We start from the raw sequence: 23,161 nt of genomic DNA on the forward strand, positions 1-23,161 counted from the left end.
GCCAGAAGCGGTTCATCCGCTTCCGACCCCTCTACGTCGTTCCGGGACTGTCAGAGCATTCCCGAAAGCCGACATTCAAACGCTCGGTCGCGGCAGCCTAGCGAGCAGCATCCAAGCTACGGCGATCCCGAGACCGGACAGTATGGTCGCGGTCGCGAAGAGGTTGGCGTAGCCGAAGAGATCGGCGACGAAGCCGGCCAGCGACGAGCCGGCCATGTAGACCACCAGTTCGGCGCAGGTCAGGAGCGTGAAGTCGGTGCCCGGCTGGTCGCGCGAGGCCAAGCCCATGAACAGCGAATAGAGGGCGACGAGTTCCATGTAGCGCAGGAAGGTCTGGAACGCCGAGGCCGCCATGGCGACCTCCACGCCCGGCCAAAGCGCGAAGGCGTTCAGTGAGAAGGCCAGGAAGCAGAGGGTGCGCAGCGCCCCCAAACCGATCAGCGTCGCGGTCAGGCCGAGGCGCCGGATCGCGAGCGCGGCCGCGAGCGCGCCGAGCAGCCCCGACGTCGCGGCTGCCGCGCCCGACAGGGTGCCGATCCAGGCGACCGGCAGGCCGGCATCCAAGAGGTAGGCCCCCTCCATGCCGCGCACGAGGCCTTCGCTCGCCCGGTAGGTCAGTGCAAAGCCCAGAAGAACCCACGCATCCGGACGCTGGAAGAACGCGAGAAGCGAGGGACGGGTCCCGGCCGAATTGGGATCCGTCTCCTCCTCGCCCATCCACGGCGTGACCAGAAGCGGCAGGAGCGACAGCACGGCAACCGTCAGGAGCGTTACGCGCCAACCAAGGTATCCAAAGAGAATTAAGGCCAGCGTCCCACCGAGGATCACGCCGAGCGCCACCGCGCCGGCCTGGATCGCGTTGCCGACGGGACGCGTGCGCGCCGTCAGCATGCGTGCCGCGTAGCCGTCGGTCGCGATGTCCTGTGTCGAGGACAGAAGCGTGATCGCGGTCGCGATCGCGAAGATCGCCCCGACGTCGCTCGGGGAAACGAATGCCATGGCGGCGATGCCAGTGCTCACCAGCACCTGCGTCGGCACGATCCAGCCGCGCCGGTGCCCGAGCGACGCCACCAGGGAAAAGCGATCCACCAGCGGCGCCCAGGCGAACTTCAGGATCAGCGGGATCATCAAGAGCGAGAAGAGGCCGATCGCCGTTCGCGACGCGCCGCCCTCGCGCATCAGCGGCGGCAGGGCGACCAGGAGAAGGTAGGTTGGCACGCCCTGCGCCAGATAGAGCCCGCCAAGGACGGCGTAGAGCCGGCCCTCCGGGGCGACCCGTGCCACCCCGCTGAGAGGTGCGGTCATCAGAACGCCTTGGACATGGAGACAGAGAAGGTCCGGCCTCGGCCGCGATAGTCGAAGATCGCCTCGCTTGCGAGCGCGCCGTAGAGGTTGGCGGCGCGCTGCCCCCAGACGGTTGTGTAGTCCTTGTCGAAGAGGTTTAGGACGCCGAAGTCGACGGTCAGGTCCTGCTCGGCGAACCGGTAGGAGCCCGTCAGGTCGAACAGCGTGTAACCCTCGATCTCGCCGCCTAAGTCGTCGGAGAGATCGAACGTGTGCTGTCCATCCAGCCGCACGCTCAACGCCTCGTTGGTCCAGCCGAGATGGCCGCCGAGCTTGGAGACGCTACTGGTACCGATCGTGTCGCGCAGCCAGTTGCCGTTCCGGTCGATCTCCGTGCGCACGAGATGGAGGTTCGCGCCCGTGTCGAAGCCGTAGGGAAGCTGGACGCCACCGCCCGCTTCGAAGCCGTAGACACGCTTGTCCTGGTCGCGCACGTCGATCGTCAGGGTCTGGCGGTTGATGTCCACCACCTTGTCGGACAGGGAGTAGTAGCCGGCGAGCTGGAGGTTCCACAGACCATCGTCGAAGCGGTAGCCGCCCTCGAACGAGTTTGTCTTCACCTCCTGAAGCGCGGACGAGGCGACGTCGACACCGTTCAGGAGGACGTAGCGACTGCCCCGAAGCGCGTAGGTGCCGATGCCGTAGTACTTGCCGGGATCGGGTAGCTCGAACCCTTGCGAGAAATTGGCGTAGATCTGGCTGGCATCGGTCAGGGCGTAGGTCGCGCCCGCGTTGAAGAGCGTCGCGCCGTAATCGATCGAGCCGCCGGGGATGGCGTCGGCCGTGCGGCCGAGCCCCAGAAGGATCTGCGTCTGTTGAGCAGCGCCGACGAAGTCCGACACGTCCGTATGGACATACTGGTAGCGCACACCCCCGGACAGGGTCAGGCTATCGGTCGCCTCGAACTTGGCGTCCGCGAAGCTCGCCAGCGTCGAGACCTTGATGTCGGGGTAGAGTCCCGTCACCCCCAGCGTCTGGAAACGTAAAGCCCCGCTCTGGGCCGCGATCCGGTTGTCGAAGATCGATTGCGTCGCGGAGAAGTCGTCGACGTCGCCGTCGACACCGTAGGTGATCGAGAGCCGGTCGAGGGGCTTGGCGACCAGCGCGGCCTTGAAGCCGTAGTAGTCCGTGTCCTGCTGGCTGGCGCCGAAGTAGAGCGAGCGCCCGGCCGTTCCGGGGAAGGGGTGGAAGCCGATCTCCTCGTTGCGGAAGAAGGCCTGGAGCAGGAGTTGTTGGCCGAACACGTCCTCGTCGGAATAGCTGGCGTTGAGAAGCGAGCGCTTCGTCTGAGGGTCGACGTCGGACTGGTAGCCTTCGCGCGTCTCGAACAGGGACGGGTTGCGCAAGGCCGACAGGTTGGGGCCGAAGTAGAGCCCGATCGGGCTGTCCTGCCCGCTGTCGTAGAACTGCCCCGTCACCTCAAGGCGACGTCCCGGATCGATCTGGTAGCCAAGTGAGCCCATGAGATCGATGCTGGAATTGTAGGCGTAGGAGGTCTGGGTGATGTCGGGAATGAGGAGCGTGCCCGACCCGTCGTAGTAGGCACCATAGTCGCGGCCCGCGAGCGAGATCCGCGCATCCCATGTGTCGTCCTTCCAAGTGATCGCCGCGCCGCCCTTGAGGTCGCGGTCGCGGCCCGACTGGAAGCCGGTCTCGATGCCGCCCATCACCTCGCCGTGCAGGCCGGCCTCGGCGTTCTCGCCCGTCTTGGTAATGATATTGATGATGCCGCCGGTGGCGTTGCCGCCGTAGATGGCGGTCGCGCCCGACAGGACCTCGACGCGCTCGATGTTGAAGGGGTCGATCGAGTCGAACTGGCGCGACAGGCCGCGGGCCGAGTTGAGCGAGATGCCGTCGATCAGGATCAGGGCCGTGCGGCCGCGCAGGTTCTGTCCGAAGGCGGTGCGGGCGCCCCGGCTGGCCACGTCGAAGCTCGGAATGCGCTGCCCGAGGATCGTTTGGAGCGACTGGCCGGCCCGAGCCTGGGCCTGTATCGCCTCGCCCTCCACTACGTAGATGGTGCGCGCGGTCTCGGAGATCTGCTGGGGCGAGCGGGAAGCGGTCACCACCACCGTGTCGAGCATGACCGCATCCGTGGGCGCTCCGGCGCCGACGGGAAGGGCAGCGTCCTGAGCGCTGCCCTCCACCTCCACGGCGCCCTCCCGCCGCACGGTGACCGTCCCGTCCGCCCCGAAGACGGGCTCGAGATCGGTCCCGGCCAGGAGCTGTTCCATGGCGGCCGCTGGCGTGAACGAGCCACGCAGCGCCGGGCTGCGTCGCCCTTCGGTGAGGTCGGAGGAGAAGATGATCTGAAGGCCCGACCGTTCGGCCGCCTGCGTCAGGGCCCGCCCGAGCGGCTGGGCCGGGAGATCGTAGGCAACAGCCGCCTCCTGGGCATGCGTCGCCGCTATGGCCAGCACGCTCGCGCCGATCGAGGCGCCCGACAGCACGAGCATCGCGTGCCAAGCTCCACGGATTGATTCCTTGCGTCCGACCACGCTCGATACCCCTCGTCAGATATGTCCCCGCGAGCGCGATCCCCATCGCGGCCCGCCTGCATGGAAGACGACGGGGGACAGGCGATCTTGCAGCGGCAGCGGAGATTTTTTGCGATCAGCGGATGAGGGTGACGAAGGGCAGGCGGTGGACACGGACCGGCAGCGTCGCCTCGATGGCCAACAGGACGCTCTCCGGGTCGTCGAGACGGAAGCTGCCGGTAACCGATAGCGATTTGAGCTGGGGATCGAGAACGAGGATGGGCTCGGACCGATAGCGGCCGAGTTCCGCCACGACATCGCCCAAAGGCCGGGCGTCGAACCGGAGCCGCCCCTGGCGCCAAGCCGTCTCGACCTCCACGTCGAGAGGCGCGACCGGGGCGCTGGACGCGCCGATTTGCGCGCCCTGCCCGGCGGCGAGTTCGAAGGAGCCCGACCGGTCGCCCTCCACCCGCACGCGCCCTTCCAACACGCTGATCGTGTCGGCCTCCGACCCGAGGTTCACGTCGAACACCGTGCCGATGGCTTGGATGCGGCCACGGGACGTTTCCACCACGAACGGGCGAGCGGCGTCCTTCGCCACCATGAAGGTCGCCTGACCGGCGTCCAGGCGCACGAGGCGAAGGCTTTGAGAGAAGGACGGACGCATGCGGGTGGCGGCGTTCATGTCGATCGTGGAGCCGTCATCGAGCGTGAGCGTCCGGCGCTCCGCAATCGCGGTCGCGATCCCGCTCCCGCCTGTGTGACGGAGGCTGTAGACGCTGCCCGCCAGGATGAGCAGGCCAGCGGCGCCGCCGAGCACGGCACGTCTCGACCGCCGCTTCCGACCGTCCCTCTCGGCGTCCCCCGCAGGACCCAGCAGGCCCCACAAGCGTTCCGCGTCCCGCGCCGCGCTCTCGTGATCGGGACTGCGCAGGCGCCAGGTGGCGAAGGCATCGTGTTCGGCAAGGCTGGCTTCGCCGGACCGAAGCCTGACGATCCAACTGATCGCCTCGTCGCTCAACTCGCGGTGCGCGTCTTCGTGGTCCTGCAAGCCCGTTGCGCCTTCGCCCGTCATCCGTTCGTCTTCGCTCCGCACCCGGGACGGCTCAAGCCTGTCCCTACCCTATGACGACACGGCGCGAGCGAACTTGCAGTTGTCGCGGCTCAGCGGTCGCGGGGAAGATGGTCGCGGCAATGGCGCAGCGCCTGCACAAGATACTTGGCCACCATGCTGGACGACACACCGAGCCGCTCGGCGATCTCGGCATGGGTAAGCTGGTCGCAACGCGCCATCAGGAGGGCCTGACGCGGCTTTGGGGGGAGTAGCGCCAGGGCGCGAACCAGGGCCCGCAACTCGTCTCGGTCGATCGCCTGCGCCTCGGGCGACGGTGCCGCGTCGGCGAAGGTCGCCAGAACGGCTTCGGTCAGCGGCAGAGCCTCGCGTCGGCCTTCGCGACGAATGAGGTCGATCGCGATGTTGCCGGCGATCCGCAGGAGATAGGCGTGTCGATCGAGGATTACGGGCGCAGTCTCCGACGGGCTGGCGATGCGCAGCCATGTCTCCTGAACGGCCTCCTCCGCGATGTCGACCGAGCCGGTCCGACGCCGGAGGATCGAGAGCAGCGAGCGCCACTCCCTCAGGTAGATACCGGCAAGATCGTCGGCCTTCGAAGAGGCAGCCACCACGTTCCGACAGCCTTTCCGGATATCTCGGGTCCGGTCGTGCCTACCGCAAAACATGACATTCGTCGTCATATTTTTATGGCGACAAGCCGGACGACAAGCGTCTCTCTCCCCATCTCAGAGCAGCGCCAACAACTTACCGAATGGCGGGTACAGCCACGAACCACTGAAGAACGGCAGCTTTCCGATCATTCCTCCGCGAAGCCGACCATCCGCTAACCACCCGGTCGTGCCGATCGACACCGAGAACGCGGATGCCCGGAAGTGGTCCATCCGCTCTCGACCCTTTCGAGGTGTCGCATGCGATGCTCCAACCTGCCCAAGAGCGGATACAGAGAGGCAGCCGTTCGAATGTAGTGATGCTACAGGCGTGGGCTGATTGATCCAGAGGAGCACGTACATGCTGCGCATCATCCAGCACGAGATCGTCGCCTTCGGTGCGGCCCATGCCCCGTCGAACGAGGGACCGTTTCCCGCCGTGTTGCTGTTCCATGGCTCGGAAGGCGCTTGGTCCGGCTGGATCGATGCCACCGCCACGCTTCTGGCCGCCCACGGCTTCCTCGCCCTGCCGCTTCGTTACGCGACCGGCGGCTCGCCCTGGCATGCCGGCCGCATCGTCGACGTGCCGCTGGACCGCTCCGTGGACGCGCTCGCTGCCTTGCGCTCCCATCCGCTGTCGAACGGACGCGTTGGGCTGGTTGGCGCCTCGCGCGGGGCCGAGCATGCCCTTCTCCTGACGGCTCTGATGGCGCGCGACGGCATAGCCGGCCTGCCCGATGCCGTCGCCGTCCATGCCGCGCCCGACGTCGTGTGCGGGGGGTTCGACGCGGCGGGCGAGCGGGATGCGGACGATCCGAACTGGCGGTCCTGGGACCCCGCGCAACGGGCTTGGACGTGGCGACGGTCGTCGTACGCGCTGCTGCCCACCGCGCCAATCGAGATCGAGCGCTACGGCGGACCACTGATGCTCAGCGCTGGCACGAGCGATGCGATCTGGACCGTGGAGATGACGCGTCGCCTCGAAGCGCGGCTCCGGCAGCATGGCCGCAGGCCGGAGGTCCACTACGACGAGGGCGAGGACCACGGTCCGCTCTCAGCCGACGCGCAGAACCTTCATCATGAGCGGCTGGTACGCTTCCTGCACGGTGCGCTGGCGGCCGGCTAGCAATCCGTTGCGCTCCTCGCTCAAGACCCGCTTGACCTTCCACTTGGTGGAACGGGCACGCCAAGACGCTGGCTACGTCATGAAGGGGTTCGTTACGATGGCCCGCCCGTCTCCGATCGTGCCTCACTCGTCCATGTAGGTGCTCTCGAACGCCAGCCGCGCGTTCCCCGACGAGGTGCTGGCGCCGGTGACGGCGCACGATTCCTTGGCCCGCACGGGCGCGATGCCTGTCAGGACGAAGCCCTCGCCGCGGTACGTGCCACGCACCTCGTACGGGGCGGGCGCGCAGCCCTTCCGGAACACGTAGGCCTTTCCACGGATCGGCGAGGACCGCGGATCGAGACTCCATGGCTCGCCCCGGAAGAGGACAGTCCCCGGCTCCACCGTGCCGACGATCGAGGCCTTGGGCTTGGCATAGACGATCACGCCCTTCGCGGCGTCCACGATCATCTCGGACCCGTTGTGGTCGAAGGGCAGCCCGTCGAGGGAACGGAGGGACATGACCTCGGCCGCTGCCGAAGGTGTCGCGCTGGCAGTGGAGGTCTCGGCGCTGCCGTTCAGGTAGGCCATGATGGCCCGGTCAAACTCGCGGCGCTCCACCTTCGACAGACCGGCCGCCTTCATCCCGGCCGCGACCCGCTTCTCCAGTGCCGGCCCCGAAAAGAAGCCGTAGCCCGGCACGCCGAGGCTGGCGACGGCTTGGCCGTCTACGTTCGCCCCCATGATGTCGAGGCCGGCGCACTCCGCCAGCGCCCCGATGCCCTGCCGTGATCGCGGCGAGCGGTAACAGGCTTCGACCGCCTCGGAGACGCCGCTGATCCCCGTCTCCCGGTAGATGGTCTCGAAGCGCGCGGCTCCGCGCTTGGCGCCGGCCGCGATCGACCGCGCTAGGTCGGACTGTGCAACGGCAGCCGACGGAAGGGACAACAGGACTGCGATGGCTGCGAGGATGCGGACCTCAGATCGTGCGGACATTCAGGACCTCCGAGCCAAGGGGGGATGCCCGCCGAAGCGTAGCGATCTGGCGTTGCGTCCGGATCATTGAGGCCAGCATGACCGCGACCATTGGGAACGCGACGAGACCGACCACGATCGGGATGAGCAGGACTGACAGGATCAGGCAGACGGCGTAGATGACGATGCCCTGACGCATGGACGCGGTCCGCAGCGTGCCGTCCACCTCGCAGGCGGCCAGAAGCCGCTTGCGCCCGACGATCTGCCCCCATGTGCGGATCTTGCGGAAGTGGAAGGTGCCCCGCGTTCCGACATTCAGCGCATTCGGCATCTCGGAGGTCACGACCGCGTTCTGGATGCGGGTCACCGTCCCGTCGTCCCCGCGGATGTGGACCGTTCCGTAGTCGGTCCAATGCTTGCCGATCTCCGAGTTGCTGAGTTCGGTGACGGTCCCGGTGATCGCTATGAGCTTGGCCATCGCCGCCTCCCTCACAGTCGCACGTCGGACGCGCCGGACAGGGCGTCGCCGCCGTTCCGGGTGCCGATGAGTTGGAGCAGGAGCACCGTCCGGTTCACCTCTGGCTCGAAGACCACGGCCTCGATCTGCCAGTTATTGTCCTGTCTGGCGAAGCTGACGGCACGGCTCCGATCGTCGTCGAGCGGGAACGGAGCGCCCCACACATACTGGCGCGCCCGGTGCTCGTCCTTACCCGACACCACCACGTCGAAGGCGTCCGTGTGCGGCCCGTACTTCTCGCCGAGCTTGGCGACGACCTGCTCGGGCGTCAGGCCGACGATCGTCTGCGCCATGCGCATGGAGAGCACTCGCTTGGCCTCCATCGTCGGTTCCGGAGAGAACTGCACGGTGCCGCACAGCCTCTCCTTGTCGATCTCGCTCCTGCAATCGAACCCGCCCCCTACGATGGGCATCGCAGTGAAGTCGCCCCAAGGCTTCGGCGAGAACATGGCCGGCAGCAGGCCTTTGGGCTTGGCCGTGAAGTCCAGTCCCGCGACGAACGCCCACGGCTGGTCCATCGTCGCGCTGGTGAAGCCATTCTTCTCCGCCCACCTGACGAAGTCAGCATGGGACGACCCGACCTTCAGGCCGAGCATGTCCAGACGCTCGTCGGGGATGGCGGCGGCGGCCGCGGCGCCCGCCCGCTGCACAGGCTGGGGCGGCTCGTCGGAGACGATCTCGCCGAGCGCCTTGCCGCCCGAGCTGATGCGGACCGACTGCACCTGCGTGCGCACGGAGCCGCCGTAGTCGCGCTCGCGCGAAACCGCGAACGGCCGGACCGTCAGCTCCAGTTCGATCGAGCGTCCCCGACGTTCCGTCTTCGCCAGCACGTCCCGTGCCTCCGCGACCGGAAGCTTCCAGACGGCGAACTCCCGGTGGTTGTCGAACACGATCCGGGCGTCGCCAAGCGGCATGTAGATGTCGGGGCCGAAGGTGCGCAGCGGGAAGCCGCCGCCGGCCGCATCGTACTCGCCCAGCGTATCGGAGAGCCGGAGCACGATTCCGTCGACTTCCTCCATCGACGTGTAGTCCCGGCGCAGCCGATCGGCCTCCGACGCGAGCGTCGCCGCCCGATCGAACTCAGAGGCCTGACGGACCGCGTTGGAGTTCGATGCCATGGTCTCGAAGTCCGGCGGGGTGTTCGCCAAGTAGGCGCGCAGGAGCGAGGCGGTTGCATCGTCGGGCATGTCGAGGGTTCGGGCGTGAACGGGCGCCGCGCAGATCAGCGTCGCCAGGAGGGCGGGAAGGATACGCAACGTGAGTCCTTGTGAGCGGTGGCGGGGAAGGGCTTCGATCCTTGCGGACGCCATGATGCTTAAAGGCACCATCCTAATGATGCTTAAAACCCGTCGCCTTAAATGCATCTATCGGGTGCTTTGGCGCGGTGAAGCGCGTCCATCCCGGCCACCTGCGATCCGTCATCGCCACCAACATCCGCACGCTCCGGAACGCGCGCGGACTGAGCCAGCAGGCGTTCGCCCTGGAGATCGAGATGGACCGGACCTATCTGGGCGGCGTCGAGCGCGGGGAGCGCAACGTCTCGCTCGACAACATCGAGCGGATCGCCGAGGGCCTGGGCGTCGAGCCGTGGATGCTGCTCCGCAACCCCGGCGGTTCGTAGGCCCGATCGGACAGGTTCGAGACGGTTCGAACCTCGAAGCATTCCAGCGGACGACGAAGAGTACGCGTTACAGCCGGAGATGCGTCAAAGCCCTGCGCCACAGGGCTTTCGGCTACCGCGTTCCGTTTTGCCCTTATCGTATAGAGGGATTCTGTCGGGAAGGGCTGGGGAGCGGAGCGACGGTGCGGCCCACCTCGGGCGCCGTGGTTGGGCGCTTGACGCGGAGGCGATACGCCCGGACCCTTGGACCCATCGACCCGGCCATGTGGGGGTGCAACCCCGGCCGGGTCATATGTGTGTGGGTACGGGGGTGATGATGCGCGACAGGGCCGCAATCGTCAAGAATCTATGAGCGTCGCGCCGGAGGCGTTCGCTTGGCTGAGCAAGCAGGCGATCGAACGATGGGGGCGGATGCCGAAGTCGGAGCGTCGGGTCGATGAGATCGCTGCATGGGGCGATGCCGGGCTTCGCGGCTGGCGTGACCGCCGTCCCGACGGCGGTGAGCTTTCCGACGCCGAGGTGCGCTCCACGGCCAGGAGCGTCGCGCGCTTCATGGTCGAGAGGTACGTCCAGCGCCGGAAGCGTCCGCCCGCGAAGAGCAGCTTCGAGAGCCGCGCCCTCGACCGTCACGCGATCCGCGTGGTGGCCGAGATGATGGCCGAGGACGCGGGCAAGACCGTCCCGGCACGGCAGGTCGCGGACACGCTCGGGATCGGCCGATCGAAGGTCGCGCGCGCTCTGTCCGTCGCGCGGGGGAAGCCGAAGCGGGAGGCGGTCGCGGCGACTCTGTCCCCGACCGCCCAGAAGCTGCGCAGCCTCGTGGAGAGCGTCCTGCCGGGCGACGGCGAGCGTGTCGTTCGGATCGTCGAGTTGGCCGAACGCATGTGGCCGAAGGCCGGCGCGGAGGTGAAGGCGGGGACGGCCCGCGCGCAGCGCAAGCGTCTGTTGGACGCCCTCGCAACCCTGGCGCCGTTGTCGATCTACGCCGTTGCGGACGGCGAGCACGTCGCGCTGATCCGGGGCCGCAGATGGACCGAGAAGGCCGCAGCCGCCCGCCTCGCGACAGCCGCGGCGAAGCCGACGCGTGCCGTCGTTGCGGTTCCCATGCCGATCGTCGGCGGGCCGTTCTGGACCAGTCTCGAAGTCCGCTGCCTGGTCGCGGTGCTGTGGGCTTCCGGCGGCTCGCCGCTCTACGGCTATAAGTTCAGGGACTTCATCTCCCTTCAGACGCCGCTCAGAGACACCCGTCCGGTGACCCGAGCCTACCAACGGGCGGTCAGCGACGCGGACGGCGGCGCTTCGCGCTTCCCGGATTTCGTCCGCCGCATCCTCTCCGATCGCGCGCCGCGACCGTGGCGCTTCGAGCCGGAGGCACGTCGAACGCTGATCGCCGCCGCCGAGGCGATGGAATGGATCTATGAGGACGGCCGCTACTGCCGCCCAGCGGCCGATACGATCGACCGAGCGTGCCGGGAGTTCAGCGGACTTCGCGAGCCGGCGACGCCGGAACGGCGTGCCCGGATCGAGGCATTCAAGGAGATCATTGGCGTACGTGATGGCCGCGACGGATGGCTCGACTGGTCAGGTGTGCTGGCGCTCTGCGAACGGCTCGCGCGCGACGAGGCGGCCGGCCGCTGGTCGGCTCGACCGTACCTCGATCCCGATTGCCCGTTCTGACGTTTGACCTGTCAAACTACCGTTGAGCAGAAGTTCAGATCGAGGCACGGTGGTCGGCAGCCCCAGTCCGGACCCGCCGACGCCCGCCCCCGTCGCCGACCCCCTGCGCACTCTCTACGACGCGCTGGCCGCGCAGCAGGCGGGCCAGCCCCCCCGCCGTCCGCGACCTGGCCGCCGACGAGCGTCGCGCGTACATGCGCGAGGCCAAGCGCCGTTCGCGCGAGCGCCAGCGCGAGGCGGGCAAGGCCGGGTCGCCGCTTGCGACGGACGACGCGATCCGGGCGGCGCTGGCCGACGCGGCCCTCATGATCCTCGCCACGGACGCGCCAGGCGCCGAGCAGGTCATGTCCGCGCTATGCCGCGCCTTCCCCGGCCGCGGCGGGGTGCCCGCCAGCGTCCGCGCCCGCTGCCGATCGGGGACGCTCCGGCCGACGCTCCTGCGGCCCTGAAGGGACGCGCCGACGCGCCCCGGCTTGCTTCGAAGCGCTCGGATCGGCCGATCCTTCCCGCCGCCCCGTCGCCCGCTCGAATCCTTGCGAGTCCTACGCCGTTCCATCGCGAGTCCTTTGCGTTTATCTTCGGGTCCTTGCCGCTTTGAGAAGTATCTATCCTGAGATTCTAGCGAGTCCTTGAGCAACTCCTCGCTCGTCAAAAGGACTCGTCCTCAAAAACTCCATGTACGCTCGTGTCAACAATTGATGGTTCGGGCAGGATCAAGTGATATGCTATGGCGTTGATCTTCGGTCTAGTCGCCACGTCACCATTTTCGTCTTGAAAAAACGATTGACGCCGCGTGTCGGGCTGCATCATGCTTTACTCACCGTCACATGACGGGGCGAGACACGAGGCACGATGAGCGAGACCGACACCCCCGACCGCCGCCGCGGCGCCAAGCCGATCGGCGACCGCCCGATGACCGACGCGGAGCGCAGCCTGCGCTACCGACGCAGGCACTCCGCGACCCGCCTCCTGCGGCTCCCCGCGGACCCGGCCGACCGCCTCACCGCGGAGGCCGACCGCCTCGGCGTCGACCCCGGCGCGGTGCTGGCCGAGGCGCTGGCGGCGCTGGGGACGACGGGAGGGGGTGTAGTCTGATCCCCGCCTCCCACCCGACCGCTCCCGATCGCGAAGCGGCCCGATGGGGGACGGCCAGAACCCTCGAACCAGCCACAAGGAGGCAAAGTATGGACATCAAGAAAGTCGTCGGCGGCCTGCGCTACGACACGACCAAGGCCGAAACGGTCTGCCGTCACGAGCGCGGCTACCCTCGCGACTTCGAGTACGAGGACACCACGCTCTACCGCACGTCCGGAAGCCGCTTCTTCCTCGCTGGGGAAGGTGGCGCGCGGTCCCGATGGGCCGAGCGGGTGAGTGGCGGCCTACAGGGCGGCGAGGGCCTGATCCCCGTCACCGTCGAGGAGGCCCGCGAGTTCGCCGAGCGGTACGCCGACGCCGAGACCGTCGAGCGGTTCTTCGAAGTCGAGGACGCCTGACGATCCGGGCGGGCATCATGCCCGCCCTTCTCCCGGTCGCCGCGCGTTGCGACGGCCCGGAGAGGGACGGCCACGACGGCACCCTCGCAACACCCCAACTTGGAGACATGCATGAGCGAGCAGCAGATCATCACCGACATCGACGACCTCAAGCAGGCGATCCGAGAGGGTGTCGCCTATGGTGCCATCGACGTCCGCAACACCGCCGAGACGATGCGTGAATTCTACGTCGTCGGCGACGAGATCACCGACGAGGAGATCGAGGCGGCACATGTGGCGGAACTCCGGAGCGAGCACGCTCCCGTCCTGCTGCTGACGCTCGGCGGTACGGTGCACGTACGGTCGGACGAGATCACCGACGAGGACGGGATCGCGGATGCCGCGCGCCAGATTTCGGAGATCGGAGGCGAGACGATCGTTCTGGAGAGGGTGCCGGACCACCAGCGTCGCGAAGGCGACTTCGTGGCGGTGCGGATGCCCAAGGGCACCTACGAAGCCCACAACCACAACCACAGGATCGTAGAGCGCTTCGGCGTCGAGGTCGGGACGTACCGTCAACGCTCCGCGGCCGACGTCGCCGCCTGACGAACCGGGCGGGCACCATGCCCGCCCTTCTGCCGACCGTCGCGCATCGCGACGGCCCGGAGAGTGACGGCCACGACGGCACCCCTCACACCCCGACACAAGAGGCATCATCGATGAGCAAGCCCGTCAGCGAATCTTTCGTTTTCGCCACCCTCTCGCTCGCGCGCGGCTCGATCGAGACGGGCGAGCCTTACTATCAGCCGCAGGACTACGCCGTCGCCGCTCAAGAGGGATGCGACGAAGCGGCGGAAGAAGTGCGTCGCGAGGGCCTTACACCCGACGTTCTGCACCTCGTCGGCCTTGTCGTCCGCGAGGCGGCAAAGTGCACCGCTGGCGACTTTGAGGCCGTCTTGCTCCTGCGTCGTCTCGCCCAGATCGAGGGGCGCCCCGCCGACTTCGAGTCCGCTCGTGCTGAGTACGACGCGCTCGACAAGTCCCTCCCCATCTGACGGCGCACCCGGCGGGCCACGGCCCGCCGCTCCCCAACACGTCGCCGGTCATCCTTCCGGTGACGTGTTGGGGAGCGGTTCGCCAGAGAGGCCATCATGGACATCGAGACTGCAATGCACCCGCGCGTCCGCGCGGGCGCGATCCGCCACGCCTTGGACCTCCAGACCGTAGGCCAGAAGTCCGGTACGGTCGCCGACCAGATTCTGGCCTTCGCCACGGGCGGGACGGCGGGCTGCTCTTCCGGCCGCGCGATGGCCCGGCTCTACCTCGTCCTGACCCATCATGCCGCGATCCCACTGGGCGACACCGACATCGCGCTCGACGGCACGCGCCAGGCGTGGTGGCGGGTGGCGATGGACGAGTACGGCCGGGGCGTGTGGGGCGGCACGAGCGACGGGGCCGACCGGGTCCGCGCGCGGCACCCCGAGATTGCCCGCGAGGCGGACGCGGGGTCGAACGCCTACCGGGCCGCGAAGGGGTGACAAGGCGGTGGGCATTCTGCCCGCCCCTGTCCCGGCCGCCGCGCAGCGCGGCGGCTTGGCGAGGGGCTGAGCCCTCTGGAGACCAATTCATGTACATGGAGACCAAGGCGCTCGCCGCGATCAAGGCGGGCGACAAGTCGATCGAGGACTACGGCAAGGCATCGACCTCGGAATGGCTCACGCTCTGCCTCGCGCTCGACCGTCACGACCTGCTCGTCGGCACGGGCTACGGCACGCCGTCCACCGCCTGGGGGCGGCTGGACGACCGGCAGCGCGCCATCGTGCGCGCGGCGGACCCGTCCTACGCTCCGGCGGGGCGGTAGCCGTGCGCGCGCTCCCCGCCACCCTCCGCGCCATCGCGCTCGATCCCCGCGCGGACCCCGAACGCGCCGCAGGCATCCGCGTCCTGTCGTGGCAGTCGCAGGAAGAGTTCGCCTGCCCTCGTTGGACCTCGGCCGTCCATCGCGACGGCCGGACGGTTGCGACGATCGCGGTCACGAGCCTCGCCGACTGCTGCTACGTCGTCATCATGCGACGTGGACGCGGCGGCCCCGGAAGGCCGCGGTATTTCACGACCCTGGCGGCCGCCGTTGCCGCCGCCGAGACCGTCGCCGTTGCCCATGCGCTGGGCCTGCGGGTGCGGCCGGCGGCGGTCTGACCTGGACGCCCGAACGGCCGGGCCTCACGCTTGTCTCCCAACCACCGAGGAGGCCCCGCCGCCATGCTGCCGATCACCTTGACCAACGCGTTCCACCGCCGCCCTTGGACGCGGCGGCTCGTCCTTGCCGGGGGCTACCTCGGCGGGGCCGCCGCCCTCGTGTACGGTGGCCTCATGTTCTGGAGCGGCAGCCTCGATCGCACGATTGAGTCCGGCTGGTGGCTCGTCGGTGGCCTCGCGCTCTGGCACTATACCGCCGAGGCTCAGACGCTATCCCGGTACGAGCGCCGCGCTGCCGTCCGCAAGCCCGATCCGATCGAATCCGACCGCCCGTAGACGCCGTTCCGTAACGCCTCTACGGCATGCTCGGGCGGGGGCGCCGATGCCCAAGCGCGAAGCGTCGCCCGCTGCGCGGTCGAGGCAGCTACCCCCGGCCGCGATGCCACATGGAGAGGCCGGAACGGCCGCCGGGGCGGCCACATCGAGAGGAGATCGGACATGACCCCCAGCATCGGACACCGCCTCGGCCGCGCCTTCCTGATCGTGCTCGCGAAGGCCGCGCCCGCCCTCCTGATCCTCGGCGTCCTGCCCGCCGCCGTCGCCATCTGGAAGCTCCTGTATGCCTGACGGGGGACGCGGCCCCCGGAAAGACGAAAGGCACCCTCGCGGGTGCCTTTTTCGTTTCCCTCCCGCGTGTGGGGAGAACTCGGTGTGGGGGTCTGGCGAGACCGTGATCTCGGGTTTGCCCTCCCGCATGTGGGGAGACCTCCGTCCACGGCCAGCACTCCGAGGTGGACTTCGGTTTGCCCTCCCGCGTCGAACGGGGAGACGGCCGCACCTTGGCGCCGCCGCCTCCGAACGTCAAGCGTCCAGACCCGCGTCCGGACCTCCCGCAGCGGCTGCCGCCGGCTTCGCGCCGAGCTTGGCGCCGCTCTTCGCTCCCATGTCGCCCGCGCCCGCGCCGCCCTTGCCCGGCGTCGAACCCCCGCCCGGCTTCGGAAGGTGGCGGGACCCGCCCGCCACGCTGCCGACGACCGTGTTCCCGGCATCGTCGTCACCCCACGCGCTCGCTTGGTAGCCCAGGAATTCCGCGACCTTCTGCGGCATCTGCGTCGTCATCCGGTAGCTCCACAGGATAACGGTCCAACGCCGACACCAGTGTCGTGACGGCGGCGGGCGTCTACACGTTCGACGGCATCCATATGGTGACCCAGGCAGCACGCCGGCTGAAGGAGCGTATCCGCGCCAGCGCCTACCTGCTCGATCCGCGTGGCACCCGCACGCAGCGCCGCCTGACGAACGCGGTCATGGGTGGCCTGATCTGCAACAACGTCCTGCCGACATCCGGCTCCAAGACGCGGTTCAAGGGTCGGCGCGCCTATCATGTCGGGATATTCGCGCCGCCCTTCCTCCAGCCGTCGTTCTGCCCGTTCTGGACGAACGGCAACTATTCGCAGCGCGAGGTCGCGGCCGCGCAGGACATCACGATCGCGAAGGCCTCCGTGGTCTACAACGGCGTCGTCGTGCCCGTGACCTACAAGGGAGCGCGGTCCTTCACGATCCCCGCCGGCGCGACCGAGTTCCAGTGCGACCCGATCTTCCCGAACGACTTCGGCGTGGCGTCCTTCACGGCTCGTTCGATCGTGGAATATCGTCACTACTTCGACCTCGCGAGCGGGCAGAGCGCGCCCTACTGCGATTATTCGACGGACCTCAACCTGTCGTGGCGCGGCGTCCCCAGCGATCTGCCCGACGACATCGACGCGACCGGCGCGATGACGGCAACGGGCTCGCCGGATTCGCTGAACATCTTCTTCCCGTCGATGATGGTCAGTGCCCTGGGCGGTGCCTATGCCTCGCTCGGCTTCTTCGGCGACTCCATCTTCCGACAGCAGAACGACACGGGCGGGCTCGGTCGCCTGGGCGGCGGCTATCACAAGCGCGCGGCCTATGCGGAGGGCCTTCCGTTCATGTCGATGGGCGTCGGCGGGCGCACGGCCGAACAAACGGCCAACAGCCCGAAGATCCTCGCGCTGCTCGAAGCGGGGCGGTTCACTGACATCCACATCGGCCTGGGCACCAACGAACTCGTTGGAACGCGGCCGATCGCCGACATCATCTCGGACAATCGGATCATCTGGGCGTCGGCGCGCAAGGGGGGCGTGCGAACGATCATCCAGAGCAACATCCAGCCGCGCACGGTCGACAACGCCTGGAAATGCACCGACCTCGCCAATCAGGTTCCCGTCGCCGGCTTCGAGGCCGGCGGACGCCGCGACCAGTTCAACACGGCGCTCCAGGGGCAAGTCGGCGTCAACGGCGGGCCGGACGTGCTGTTTGATTTCGCGAGCATCTGCTCGGAGCCGTCGAGCCCCAGCCTCTGGAAGGTCTCGACCTACAACGGCACGCTCACGTCGGCCGTGGCAATCGGCGCGACCACCATCCAGACCGACACGCCGCCGATCGCCAACGACAACCTGGTCTTCGAGCCGGGCAACTCTTCGAACGTCGATATCGGAGGCCAGGGCGGGCCGCGCGTGGCCTTCGTGAGCGGTTCGGCCTCGCCCTACACGGCGAGTTTCGTCCCTGCGAGCGGCATCAGCCCGTGGACCGGCGCAGCGGATGGCGCGTTTGGAACGCCGGGCAAGGCGCACGCGGCCGGCACCTCGGTGAAGGTCACGCTCGGGACAGACGGCACGCATCCGGCGATGGCCGCGCACATCAAGGGAGCCGACACGCTGCGCCCGGTCTATCGCGGATTGGCCCGATGATCAGTCCCCGGCCGATCGTCGCGAGCGCGCTCCTGCGTCAGGTCCGCGCGGAACCTCGGCCGGGCATAACGATGCGAGGTCTGCCCCTTGGCTTCGCTCTGGCGACGCTCATGTGGTGCGCGCTCTTCTACTTCGCGTTCTGAGGCCATCCCTCGCCACAGCCTTTGTGTGGCGAGGGCCGGCTTCGAACCGGCTACGGGGTCTTTCTTGGCAGACGGCCCCCGCATGACGACACCGGAGTTAACGTCACCTCGCCGCTGCTGCTGGGCAGCGAGGCGCTTTTGACAGCTGACCCTTGAAAGCTTCGTTAAGCATGGAATTCGAGCTGAAGCCGGTTTCCCCGGCCGCTCCCGCTGCCGGCTACATCGGCGGCAAACGCAACCTCGCTCGTCGCATCATCGCCCGGATCGATGCGACCCCACATGACGGCTATGCAGAACCCTTCGTCGGCATGGGCGGCGTCTTCCTACGACGCTCGCTCGCGCCCCGCTTCGAGGCGGTGAACGACATCTCTGGCGACGTCGCGACATTCTTCCGCATCCTGCAGCGCCACTACGTCGCCTTCCTCGACATGCTGCGCTTCCAGATCGCGTCGCGCCGCGAGTTCGAGCGCCTGTCGGCCACGGACCCATCCACGTTGACCGACCTGGAGCGGTCGGCGCGCTTCCTCTATCTCCAACGCCTGTCGTTCGGCGGAAAGGTGACGAGCCGGACCTTCGGCGTCTCCACGAACAGCGGCTCCCGCTTCAACGTCACTAAGCTGGGGCCGATGCTGGAAGCCATCCACGAGCGCCTCGCTGGCGTCGTCATCGAGCGGCTGTCCTGGCAGGAGTTCATTCGGCGCTACGATCGGCCGGGCATGCTCTTCTACCTCGACCCACCATACTTCGGGACGGAGCACTTTTACGGCCGAGACGCCTTCACCCGCGATCAGTTCGCCGAGATGGCCGAGCAGCTGCGCTTGATCAAAGGACGGTTCATCCTCTCCCTCAACGACCACACCGAGGTTCGCAGGATCTTCGATGGGTTCGCGATGGAAGAGGAAGGGGTCACCTATGTGACGGGAGGCCACGGACCGAGGCGCGCGGGCGAACTGATCATCAAAGGCCCTTCAAATGGGCCTTGAGACGGTCGAAACTCTTGCCATCCGATCTTGCGTCGAAGGCCATTCGATTTTGCGCGCTACACCAAAATGAATACTACGCCCTCATTCGATTAGCCCCTGCTCCATCCTTGGGAAACGGTCGGCGGGATCGGCAAAGCCTCTGGCCCGTCAGGAAGCATCCAAAGCGTGCGGCGCACGCATGCCGATCGAGCGAACAAAAGCGCGGTCGGAACCGAACGGTTGATGGCATTCCTCGCTCGCGCGATAGCCGTTAGTGAATCTCGCCTCTTCTGAAATGAGCAGAGTTCGAGGCAAAAAGGATACACTTGATTTGTCAAAACCGAACCTTGCGTAAGCCGAACGGGTTCGCTCGAATTTCGTCTTTCCATTCGGCGACTTGCTGATACACGCGCTTGCGCGACGATCTCTCGACGGCAGAGCATTTCGGGCGCCTGTCTCATGCCTCCGAGGTTCGATGATGCTTCCCGTATCTGGCCAGGCGCCATCCGAGTTGCAGCCGCCGCCTGTGGAGCGGGCCATGGAGCTCGATGGATTGCGGGGTTGGGCTGCCTTATCGGTCACCGTTTATCACGGTTTCTACATGGCATTCGCAGATGCAATCCCGGGTCTGAAGAATATCGTTACGGCATCCTTGTTCAACGGCGCGCTCGCCGTCATGATCTTTTTCGTCCTGTCAGGAGACGCACTCACGATTTCGGTTTGGCGCAGCCGCAGCTATCTCGCCATCCAGCGGTCCGCGGTGAAACGCTATCCTCGGCTGACGCTTCCCATTTTGGCGACGACGGCTCTGACCATGATGGTCGTCAACGCGGGGTGGAACAACGTCACGGCCGCGTCCGAGGTAATGAACACCCGCTTTCTCCGCCCGGCCCCTAGCGAGGCAATCTCGCTGGGCGACTGGTTGTCCTACGCGTTGGCGACCGTCTATGTCCGCCCGTCGAGCGGCGAGTTCGCGACGTTCCTTTGGACGATGAAGTCGGAAATGATGGGATCGTTTCTGCTCTTCGCCTTCCTATCGGCGACGCTCAAGCTTCGGTTCACGAAAACGGCCCTCGCATTGGCCTTCCTGGGTTTGTTTGTGGTCAACGCGTTGGTCTGCTGCTTCTTCGCCGGAGCGCTGATCGGCCACGTCCGACACGAAGGGGGTTGGGCAAGGCTCGGTCGGACCTTCAGCTTCGATCTCGGCCTGCCGCTTCTGGCGGCGGCCATCTTTGCTGGCGGCACTCTTGCGTTGACCGATCCGTCCAACAGGCAATCGATGATCCTGCTCGCGATCGCCGTCGTCGTGGGCGTCAATCTATCGGGCGCCGCAAAGTCGTTCCTGTCAAACCGACTTTCCCAGTTTCTGGGCCGGATCTCGTTCCTGATGTATCTCACGCATTACAGCGTGATAGTCTCGCTCACCTGTGGTCTTGCCGTTCTGGCCGCGAAGACTGGTTTTGATACGCCGCTCGCCTTCGCGATCATCGGCACCGTGTCGGTTGGGGTCTCCGTTCTTCTAGCTTGGGCGATCATGCCCATCGAGACTCTGACGATCTCGGTTTGCGACCGACTATGGGCCGCCGTGAAGCCCCGCCTTTCGGCCTCGACGGCAGTTCCCTTCTCCCCCTGAAAGGGATGGCGGGACAACGAACCGCAAGGCGACTTCCACCCCGCGCCACCTCTCATCCCAGCGCGGCAAGCGCTCTCGCCCCTGATGGGAGCGAGAGCCGCGGGTCGATACTTCACTCAGGCGCTCATTCGGTCGAAGACGTCGTCGTGCGGCGCGGGCAGGTCGAGCGCGATGCCGCTCTTCGAGACGGGCGACGGGGCTTTGGCTCGCGCGGCCGGGCGAGCCGGCGCGGCGACGCGTTTGGGGGCTGGCGCGCTGGCGGGCTCGGGCATGGCGCGCCCGGCGTCGGGCGCGATCTTGAAGAACCGCGCGGCTTCCTGCAGGCGCTGCGCTTCGGCCGAAAGCTGGCCGGCCGTCGCCGACATCTCGTTGGCCGCGCCGGCATTGGCCTGGGTGACCTGATCGAGCTGCTGGATCGCCTGGTTGATCTGATCGACGCCGATGGATTGCTCTCGGCAGGCGGCAGAGATTTCGGACACGAGGTCCGAGGTCTTTTGGATGTCCGGCACCAGCGCGTCCAGCATCTGCCCCGCTTCTTCCGAGGTCAGGAGCGACTGCGTCGACAGGACGCCGATCTCGGCGGCCGCCGCCTGAGAGCGCTCGGCGAGCTTGCGAACTTCCGAGGCGACCACGGCGAAGCCCTTGCCGTGCTGGCCGGCGCGGGCGGCCTCGATCGCCGCGTTGAGAGCGAGAAGGTCCGTCTGCCGGGCGATTTCCTGCACGACGGAGATCTTCTCCGCGATCGTGCGCATGGCGGCGACGGAGGCGTTGACGGCCTCGCCCGTCTTCTGCGCGCTCACGGAGGCCTGAACGGCGATCCGCTCGGTGGTGGAAGCGTTCTCGGCGTTCTGCCGGATGTTGGCGCTCATCTCCTCAATGGCGGCGGAGGCCTCTTCCGAGGCGGCCGCCTGCTCCGAGGACCCGGACGAAAGCTGTTCGGCGGTCGTCGCCGAATGCATCGAACCGGTCGCCACATGCCCGGCCGAACCCGTCATGTCGGAGGCGATCCGCGACAGGTTCTGGCTCATGCGGTTCATCGCGCTCAAGAGATCGCTGATCTCGTCGGAGCCCTTCACGTCGATGCGCTGGGACAGGTCTCCCGATCCGATCTTGTCGGCGACCTTGGTCGCGAAGCCCAATCGGCGCGCGATCGAGAACGACATCCAGGCCGCCGCCGCCCCGCCGAGGACGATAGCGCCGGCGATCAGGGCGAGCAGGCTGAGGCGCGTGACGGAATAATCCGCATTGGCGTCCTTCAGGAACGTCTGCGCGGTCTCGGTCGCGGCGTCGGAAAGCTCGTTGAGCCGCTGCGCGGCGGCGATGGCCAGCGGGCTCTGCTTGGTGTCGGACAGTTCCTTGGCCCGGGTCAGCCAATTCTTGACGCCGTAGTCCGTCGCCTCCCGAAGAGGCTGGAACAGGGTCGTCCAGGCGCCCTGCAAGGCCTGCATGTCCGCCGCCGGAACGATGCCGGAGGCGGAGAGCGAGGAGAGAGAGCCGCGGATTTCGGCATCCAAGACGTTCAGCCGCTCGCTCGCCTTGCCGATGGCCGCGTCGTCGGACAAGGAAAGCGACCGGGCCATTTGGAGCTGCGCTTCGAGAACGTCCGAGATCAGGGACTGGATCGTCTCGCGCGCGCCCAGCGCCGCCATGTTGGTGGGCGCCACCGCGCCTTGAACGGCCGCCAGCTTGGCTATCAAGGCCGTCAGCGGATCGTCCGTCTTGAGGAAGGCGTTCATGGCGGCGGAGGAATCGGCGGCCTGTCCGGCCGTGAAGGTCTCGTCCGAGATGGCCTTCAACTCGGCCATCATGGGCGCGACGTCCTTGAAGCGCTCGCGCCACTCCGGCGTCATCGTCCGCATGACGTCGCTGAGCTTCGTGTCGATCGACTGCCAGTTCTGATCGTATTCAGCGACCGTCGGCTTCAGGAGCTCGGCATCGGCCGTGAAGAAGGAGGTCAGAATATTGCGCCGAACGACTTCCAGGGAGGTCTGCATGTCGTTGACTTCGTCGACCTGACGGAACGGCCGGTCGACGAACTTCTGCAACATGGCATTGGTGCTGCCCAGAGACGTGACGCCGAGATAGCCGACGCCACCCATCAACGCGAGGATCGCGCCGAAGCTCGCACCGAGTTTCAGTTTCATGTTCAGACGCATCGGATGACCCAAGGTAAGAAATAACGTTCTGTTCGGATGTTCTCTCTTCCATAAGGTTCTCACGACTTGGTTATGTCTTTGCTAAACGAGAATCGAATCTCGTCGCACCGATCCCACGTTTCAGTCAAAAAAATTCTCAAGGTGGCATGAGAAATATATATTCTCGAAAAATAGAAATGATTACTTACGATATGCTGGCCGTTGGGAGCCTGCCCTCGAAAGAGCCTGGAGAGACCGCCGCCGAGGTCCGATGCGGCCAAGACCCGGCCGGCTTCGCCTTTCTCCGTCGCGCCTTCGCCTGTCGGCCACGAGGGGCGGCAATCGGACGGTTCAGGACCGCGGAGCATTCGAGCATGATATTACCCGTTCTGGCATAATATCCCCGCTAGG

The 23,161-nt window shown here is 67.0% G+C and carries 25 protein-coding genes; 16 read left to right on the top strand and 9 right to left on the bottom strand.

Annotated features, from left to right (window positions below):
* Positions 1-75: 75 nt before the first annotated feature.
* The 4 genes from AUL32_RS11290 to AUL32_RS11305 all read right to left on the bottom strand — a co-directional run bounded on the left by AUL32_RS11290 (position 76) and on the right by AUL32_RS11305 (position 5,507).
* On the bottom strand, positions 76-1,305 hold the full coding sequence (locus tag AUL32_RS11290) for a RhtX/FptX family siderophore transporter (RefSeq protein WP_062114882.1): 1,230 nt from the start codon (positions 1,303-1,305) through the stop codon (positions 76-78).
* The gene (locus AUL32_RS11295; protein ID WP_244497819.1) at positions 1,305-3,800 is read right to left on the bottom strand and encodes a TonB-dependent siderophore receptor; all 2,496 of its coding nucleotides are present in this window, start codon (positions 3,798-3,800) and stop codon (positions 1,305-1,307) included. The genes AUL32_RS11290 and AUL32_RS11295 overlap by 1 nt, the downstream gene beginning before the upstream one ends.
* A gap of 157 nt (positions 3,801-3,957) precedes the next feature.
* On the bottom strand, positions 3,958-4,872 hold the full coding sequence (locus AUL32_RS11300) for a FecR family protein (RefSeq protein WP_192847452.1): 915 nt from the start codon (positions 4,870-4,872) through the stop codon (positions 3,958-3,960).
* Between the two features lie 113 nt (positions 4,873-4,985).
* Positions 4,986-5,507: an RNA polymerase sigma factor gene (locus tag AUL32_RS11305; protein ID WP_244497822.1), complete on the bottom strand. Its 522-nt coding sequence runs from the start codon at positions 5,505-5,507 to the stop codon at positions 4,986-4,988.
* A 397-nt stretch (positions 5,508-5,904) separates the two neighbouring features.
* Here AUL32_RS11305 and AUL32_RS11310 point away from each other — a divergent pair, with 397 nt between their 5' ends.
* Positions 5,905-6,669, top strand: a complete 765-nt coding sequence (locus tag AUL32_RS11310) for an alpha/beta hydrolase family protein (protein WP_062114888.1) — start codon at positions 5,905-5,907, stop codon at positions 6,667-6,669.
* A gap of 123 nt (positions 6,670-6,792) precedes the next feature.
* Here AUL32_RS11310 and AUL32_RS11315 read toward each other — a convergent pair whose 3' ends face one another.
* Genes AUL32_RS11315 through AUL32_RS11325 form a run of 3 tightly spaced genes read right to left on the bottom strand, consistent with a single transcriptional unit; the run spans position 6,793 to position 9,396 of the window.
* A complete protein-coding gene (locus tag AUL32_RS11315; protein ID WP_062114891.1) occupies positions 6,793-7,644 on the bottom strand; it encodes a hypothetical protein in 852 nt (283 codons plus the stop codon).
* Positions 7,628-8,101: a hypothetical protein gene (locus tag AUL32_RS11320; RefSeq protein WP_062114894.1), complete on the bottom strand. Its 474-nt coding sequence runs from the start codon at positions 8,099-8,101 to the stop codon at positions 7,628-7,630. Before AUL32_RS11320 ends, AUL32_RS11315 begins: the two co-directional genes overlap by 17 nt.
* An 11-nt stretch (positions 8,102-8,112) precedes the next feature.
* Complete coding sequence (locus tag AUL32_RS11325; protein ID WP_062114897.1) at positions 8,113-9,396, bottom strand: hypothetical protein; 1,284 nt, start codon at positions 9,394-9,396, stop codon at positions 8,113-8,115.
* Between the two features lie 128 nt (positions 9,397-9,524).
* Between AUL32_RS11325 and AUL32_RS11330 the strand changes: the two genes are divergently transcribed.
* The 12 genes from AUL32_RS11330 (at position 9,525) to AUL32_RS26260 (ending at position 15,733) form a co-directional block, all read left to right on the top strand.
* Positions 9,525-9,761 carry a helix-turn-helix domain-containing protein gene (locus AUL32_RS11330; RefSeq protein WP_062114900.1) on the top strand — a complete coding sequence of 79 codons (237 nt, stop codon included), beginning with the start codon at positions 9,525-9,527 and terminating at the stop codon, positions 9,759-9,761.
* 348 nt (positions 9,762-10,109) lie between these two features.
* On the top strand, positions 10,110-11,438 hold the full coding sequence (locus AUL32_RS11335; RefSeq protein WP_062114903.1) for a hypothetical protein: 1,329 nt from the start codon (positions 10,110-10,112) through the stop codon (positions 11,436-11,438).
* 194 nt (positions 11,439-11,632) lie between these two features.
* Complete coding sequence (locus tag AUL32_RS11340) at positions 11,633-11,887, top strand: hypothetical protein (protein WP_062114906.1); 255 nt, start codon at positions 11,633-11,635, stop codon at positions 11,885-11,887.
* 403 nt (positions 11,888-12,290) lie between these two features.
* Entirely contained in the window at positions 12,291-12,533 is a 243-nt protein-coding gene (locus AUL32_RS11345; RefSeq protein ID WP_062114908.1) for a hypothetical protein, read from the top strand.
* An 89-nt stretch (positions 12,534-12,622) separates the two neighbouring features.
* On the top strand, positions 12,623-12,931 hold the full coding sequence (locus AUL32_RS11350; RefSeq protein WP_062114911.1) for a hypothetical protein: 309 nt from the start codon (positions 12,623-12,625) through the stop codon (positions 12,929-12,931).
* A 111-nt stretch (positions 12,932-13,042) separates the two neighbouring features.
* Entirely contained in the window at positions 13,043-13,516 is a 474-nt protein-coding gene (locus tag AUL32_RS11355) for a hypothetical protein (RefSeq protein WP_062114914.1), read from the top strand.
* Positions 13,517-13,533: 17 nt separating this feature from the next.
* Positions 13,534-13,965, top strand: coding sequence for a hypothetical protein (locus AUL32_RS11360; protein ID WP_062114916.1), 432 nt, complete (start codon positions 13,534-13,536; stop codon positions 13,963-13,965).
* Positions 13,966-14,079: 114 nt separating this feature from the next.
* Positions 14,080-14,448 (top strand): hypothetical protein, encoded by a 369-nt coding sequence (locus AUL32_RS11365; RefSeq protein ID WP_156421435.1) that lies wholly within the window; start codon positions 14,080-14,082, stop codon positions 14,446-14,448.
* Positions 14,449-14,537: 89 nt separating this feature from the next.
* The gene (locus AUL32_RS11370; protein WP_062114922.1) at positions 14,538-14,771 is read left to right on the top strand and encodes a hypothetical protein; all 234 of its coding nucleotides are present in this window, start codon (positions 14,538-14,540) and stop codon (positions 14,769-14,771) included.
* Between the two features lie 2 nt (positions 14,772-14,773).
* A complete protein-coding gene (locus AUL32_RS11375; RefSeq protein WP_062114925.1) occupies positions 14,774-15,106 on the top strand; it encodes a hypothetical protein in 333 nt (110 codons plus the stop codon).
* Between the two features lie 63 nt (positions 15,107-15,169).
* Positions 15,170-15,442: a hypothetical protein gene (locus AUL32_RS11380; RefSeq protein WP_062114928.1), complete on the top strand. Its 273-nt coding sequence runs from the start codon at positions 15,170-15,172 to the stop codon at positions 15,440-15,442.
* Between the two features lie 162 nt (positions 15,443-15,604).
* Positions 15,605-15,733, top strand: a complete 129-nt coding sequence (locus AUL32_RS26260) for a hypothetical protein (protein ID WP_280137578.1) — start codon at positions 15,605-15,607, stop codon at positions 15,731-15,733.
* A 234-nt stretch (positions 15,734-15,967) separates the two neighbouring features.
* Here the strand turns inward: AUL32_RS26260 and AUL32_RS11385 are convergent, their stop codons facing one another.
* Complete coding sequence (locus AUL32_RS11385) at positions 15,968-16,225, bottom strand: hypothetical protein (RefSeq protein WP_062114931.1); 258 nt, start codon at positions 16,223-16,225, stop codon at positions 15,968-15,970.
* A gap of 44 nt (positions 16,226-16,269) precedes the next feature.
* On the opposite strand from AUL32_RS11385, the gene AUL32_RS11390 reads away from it, so the two are divergent.
* The 3 genes from AUL32_RS11390 (at position 16,270) to AUL32_RS11400 (ending at position 20,615) form a co-directional block, all read left to right on the top strand.
* Positions 16,270-17,877, top strand: coding sequence for an SGNH/GDSL hydrolase family protein (locus AUL32_RS11390; RefSeq protein ID WP_062114934.1), 1,608 nt, complete (start codon positions 16,270-16,272; stop codon positions 17,875-17,877).
* Positions 17,878-18,190: 313 nt separating this feature from the next.
* Positions 18,191-19,003, top strand: coding sequence for a DNA adenine methylase (locus AUL32_RS11395; RefSeq protein WP_062114937.1), 813 nt, complete (start codon positions 18,191-18,193; stop codon positions 19,001-19,003).
* 517 nt (positions 19,004-19,520) lie between these two features.
* A complete protein-coding gene (locus AUL32_RS11400) occupies positions 19,521-20,615 on the top strand; it encodes an acyltransferase family protein (RefSeq protein WP_062114940.1) in 1,095 nt (364 codons plus the stop codon).
* 116 nt (positions 20,616-20,731) lie between these two features.
* Here the strand turns inward: AUL32_RS11400 and AUL32_RS11405 are convergent, their stop codons facing one another.
* Positions 20,732-22,759 (bottom strand): HAMP domain-containing methyl-accepting chemotaxis protein, encoded by a 2,028-nt coding sequence (locus tag AUL32_RS11405; RefSeq protein ID WP_244497824.1) that lies wholly within the window; start codon positions 22,757-22,759, stop codon positions 20,732-20,734.
* Between the last annotated feature and the right edge of the window lie 402 nt (positions 22,760-23,161).

Origin of the sequence: Aureimonas sp. AU40 (genome assembly GCF_001463785.1) — a bacterium.
In the GTDB taxonomy this organism is placed as follows: Bacteria; Pseudomonadota; Alphaproteobacteria; order Rhizobiales; family Rhizobiaceae; genus Aureimonas.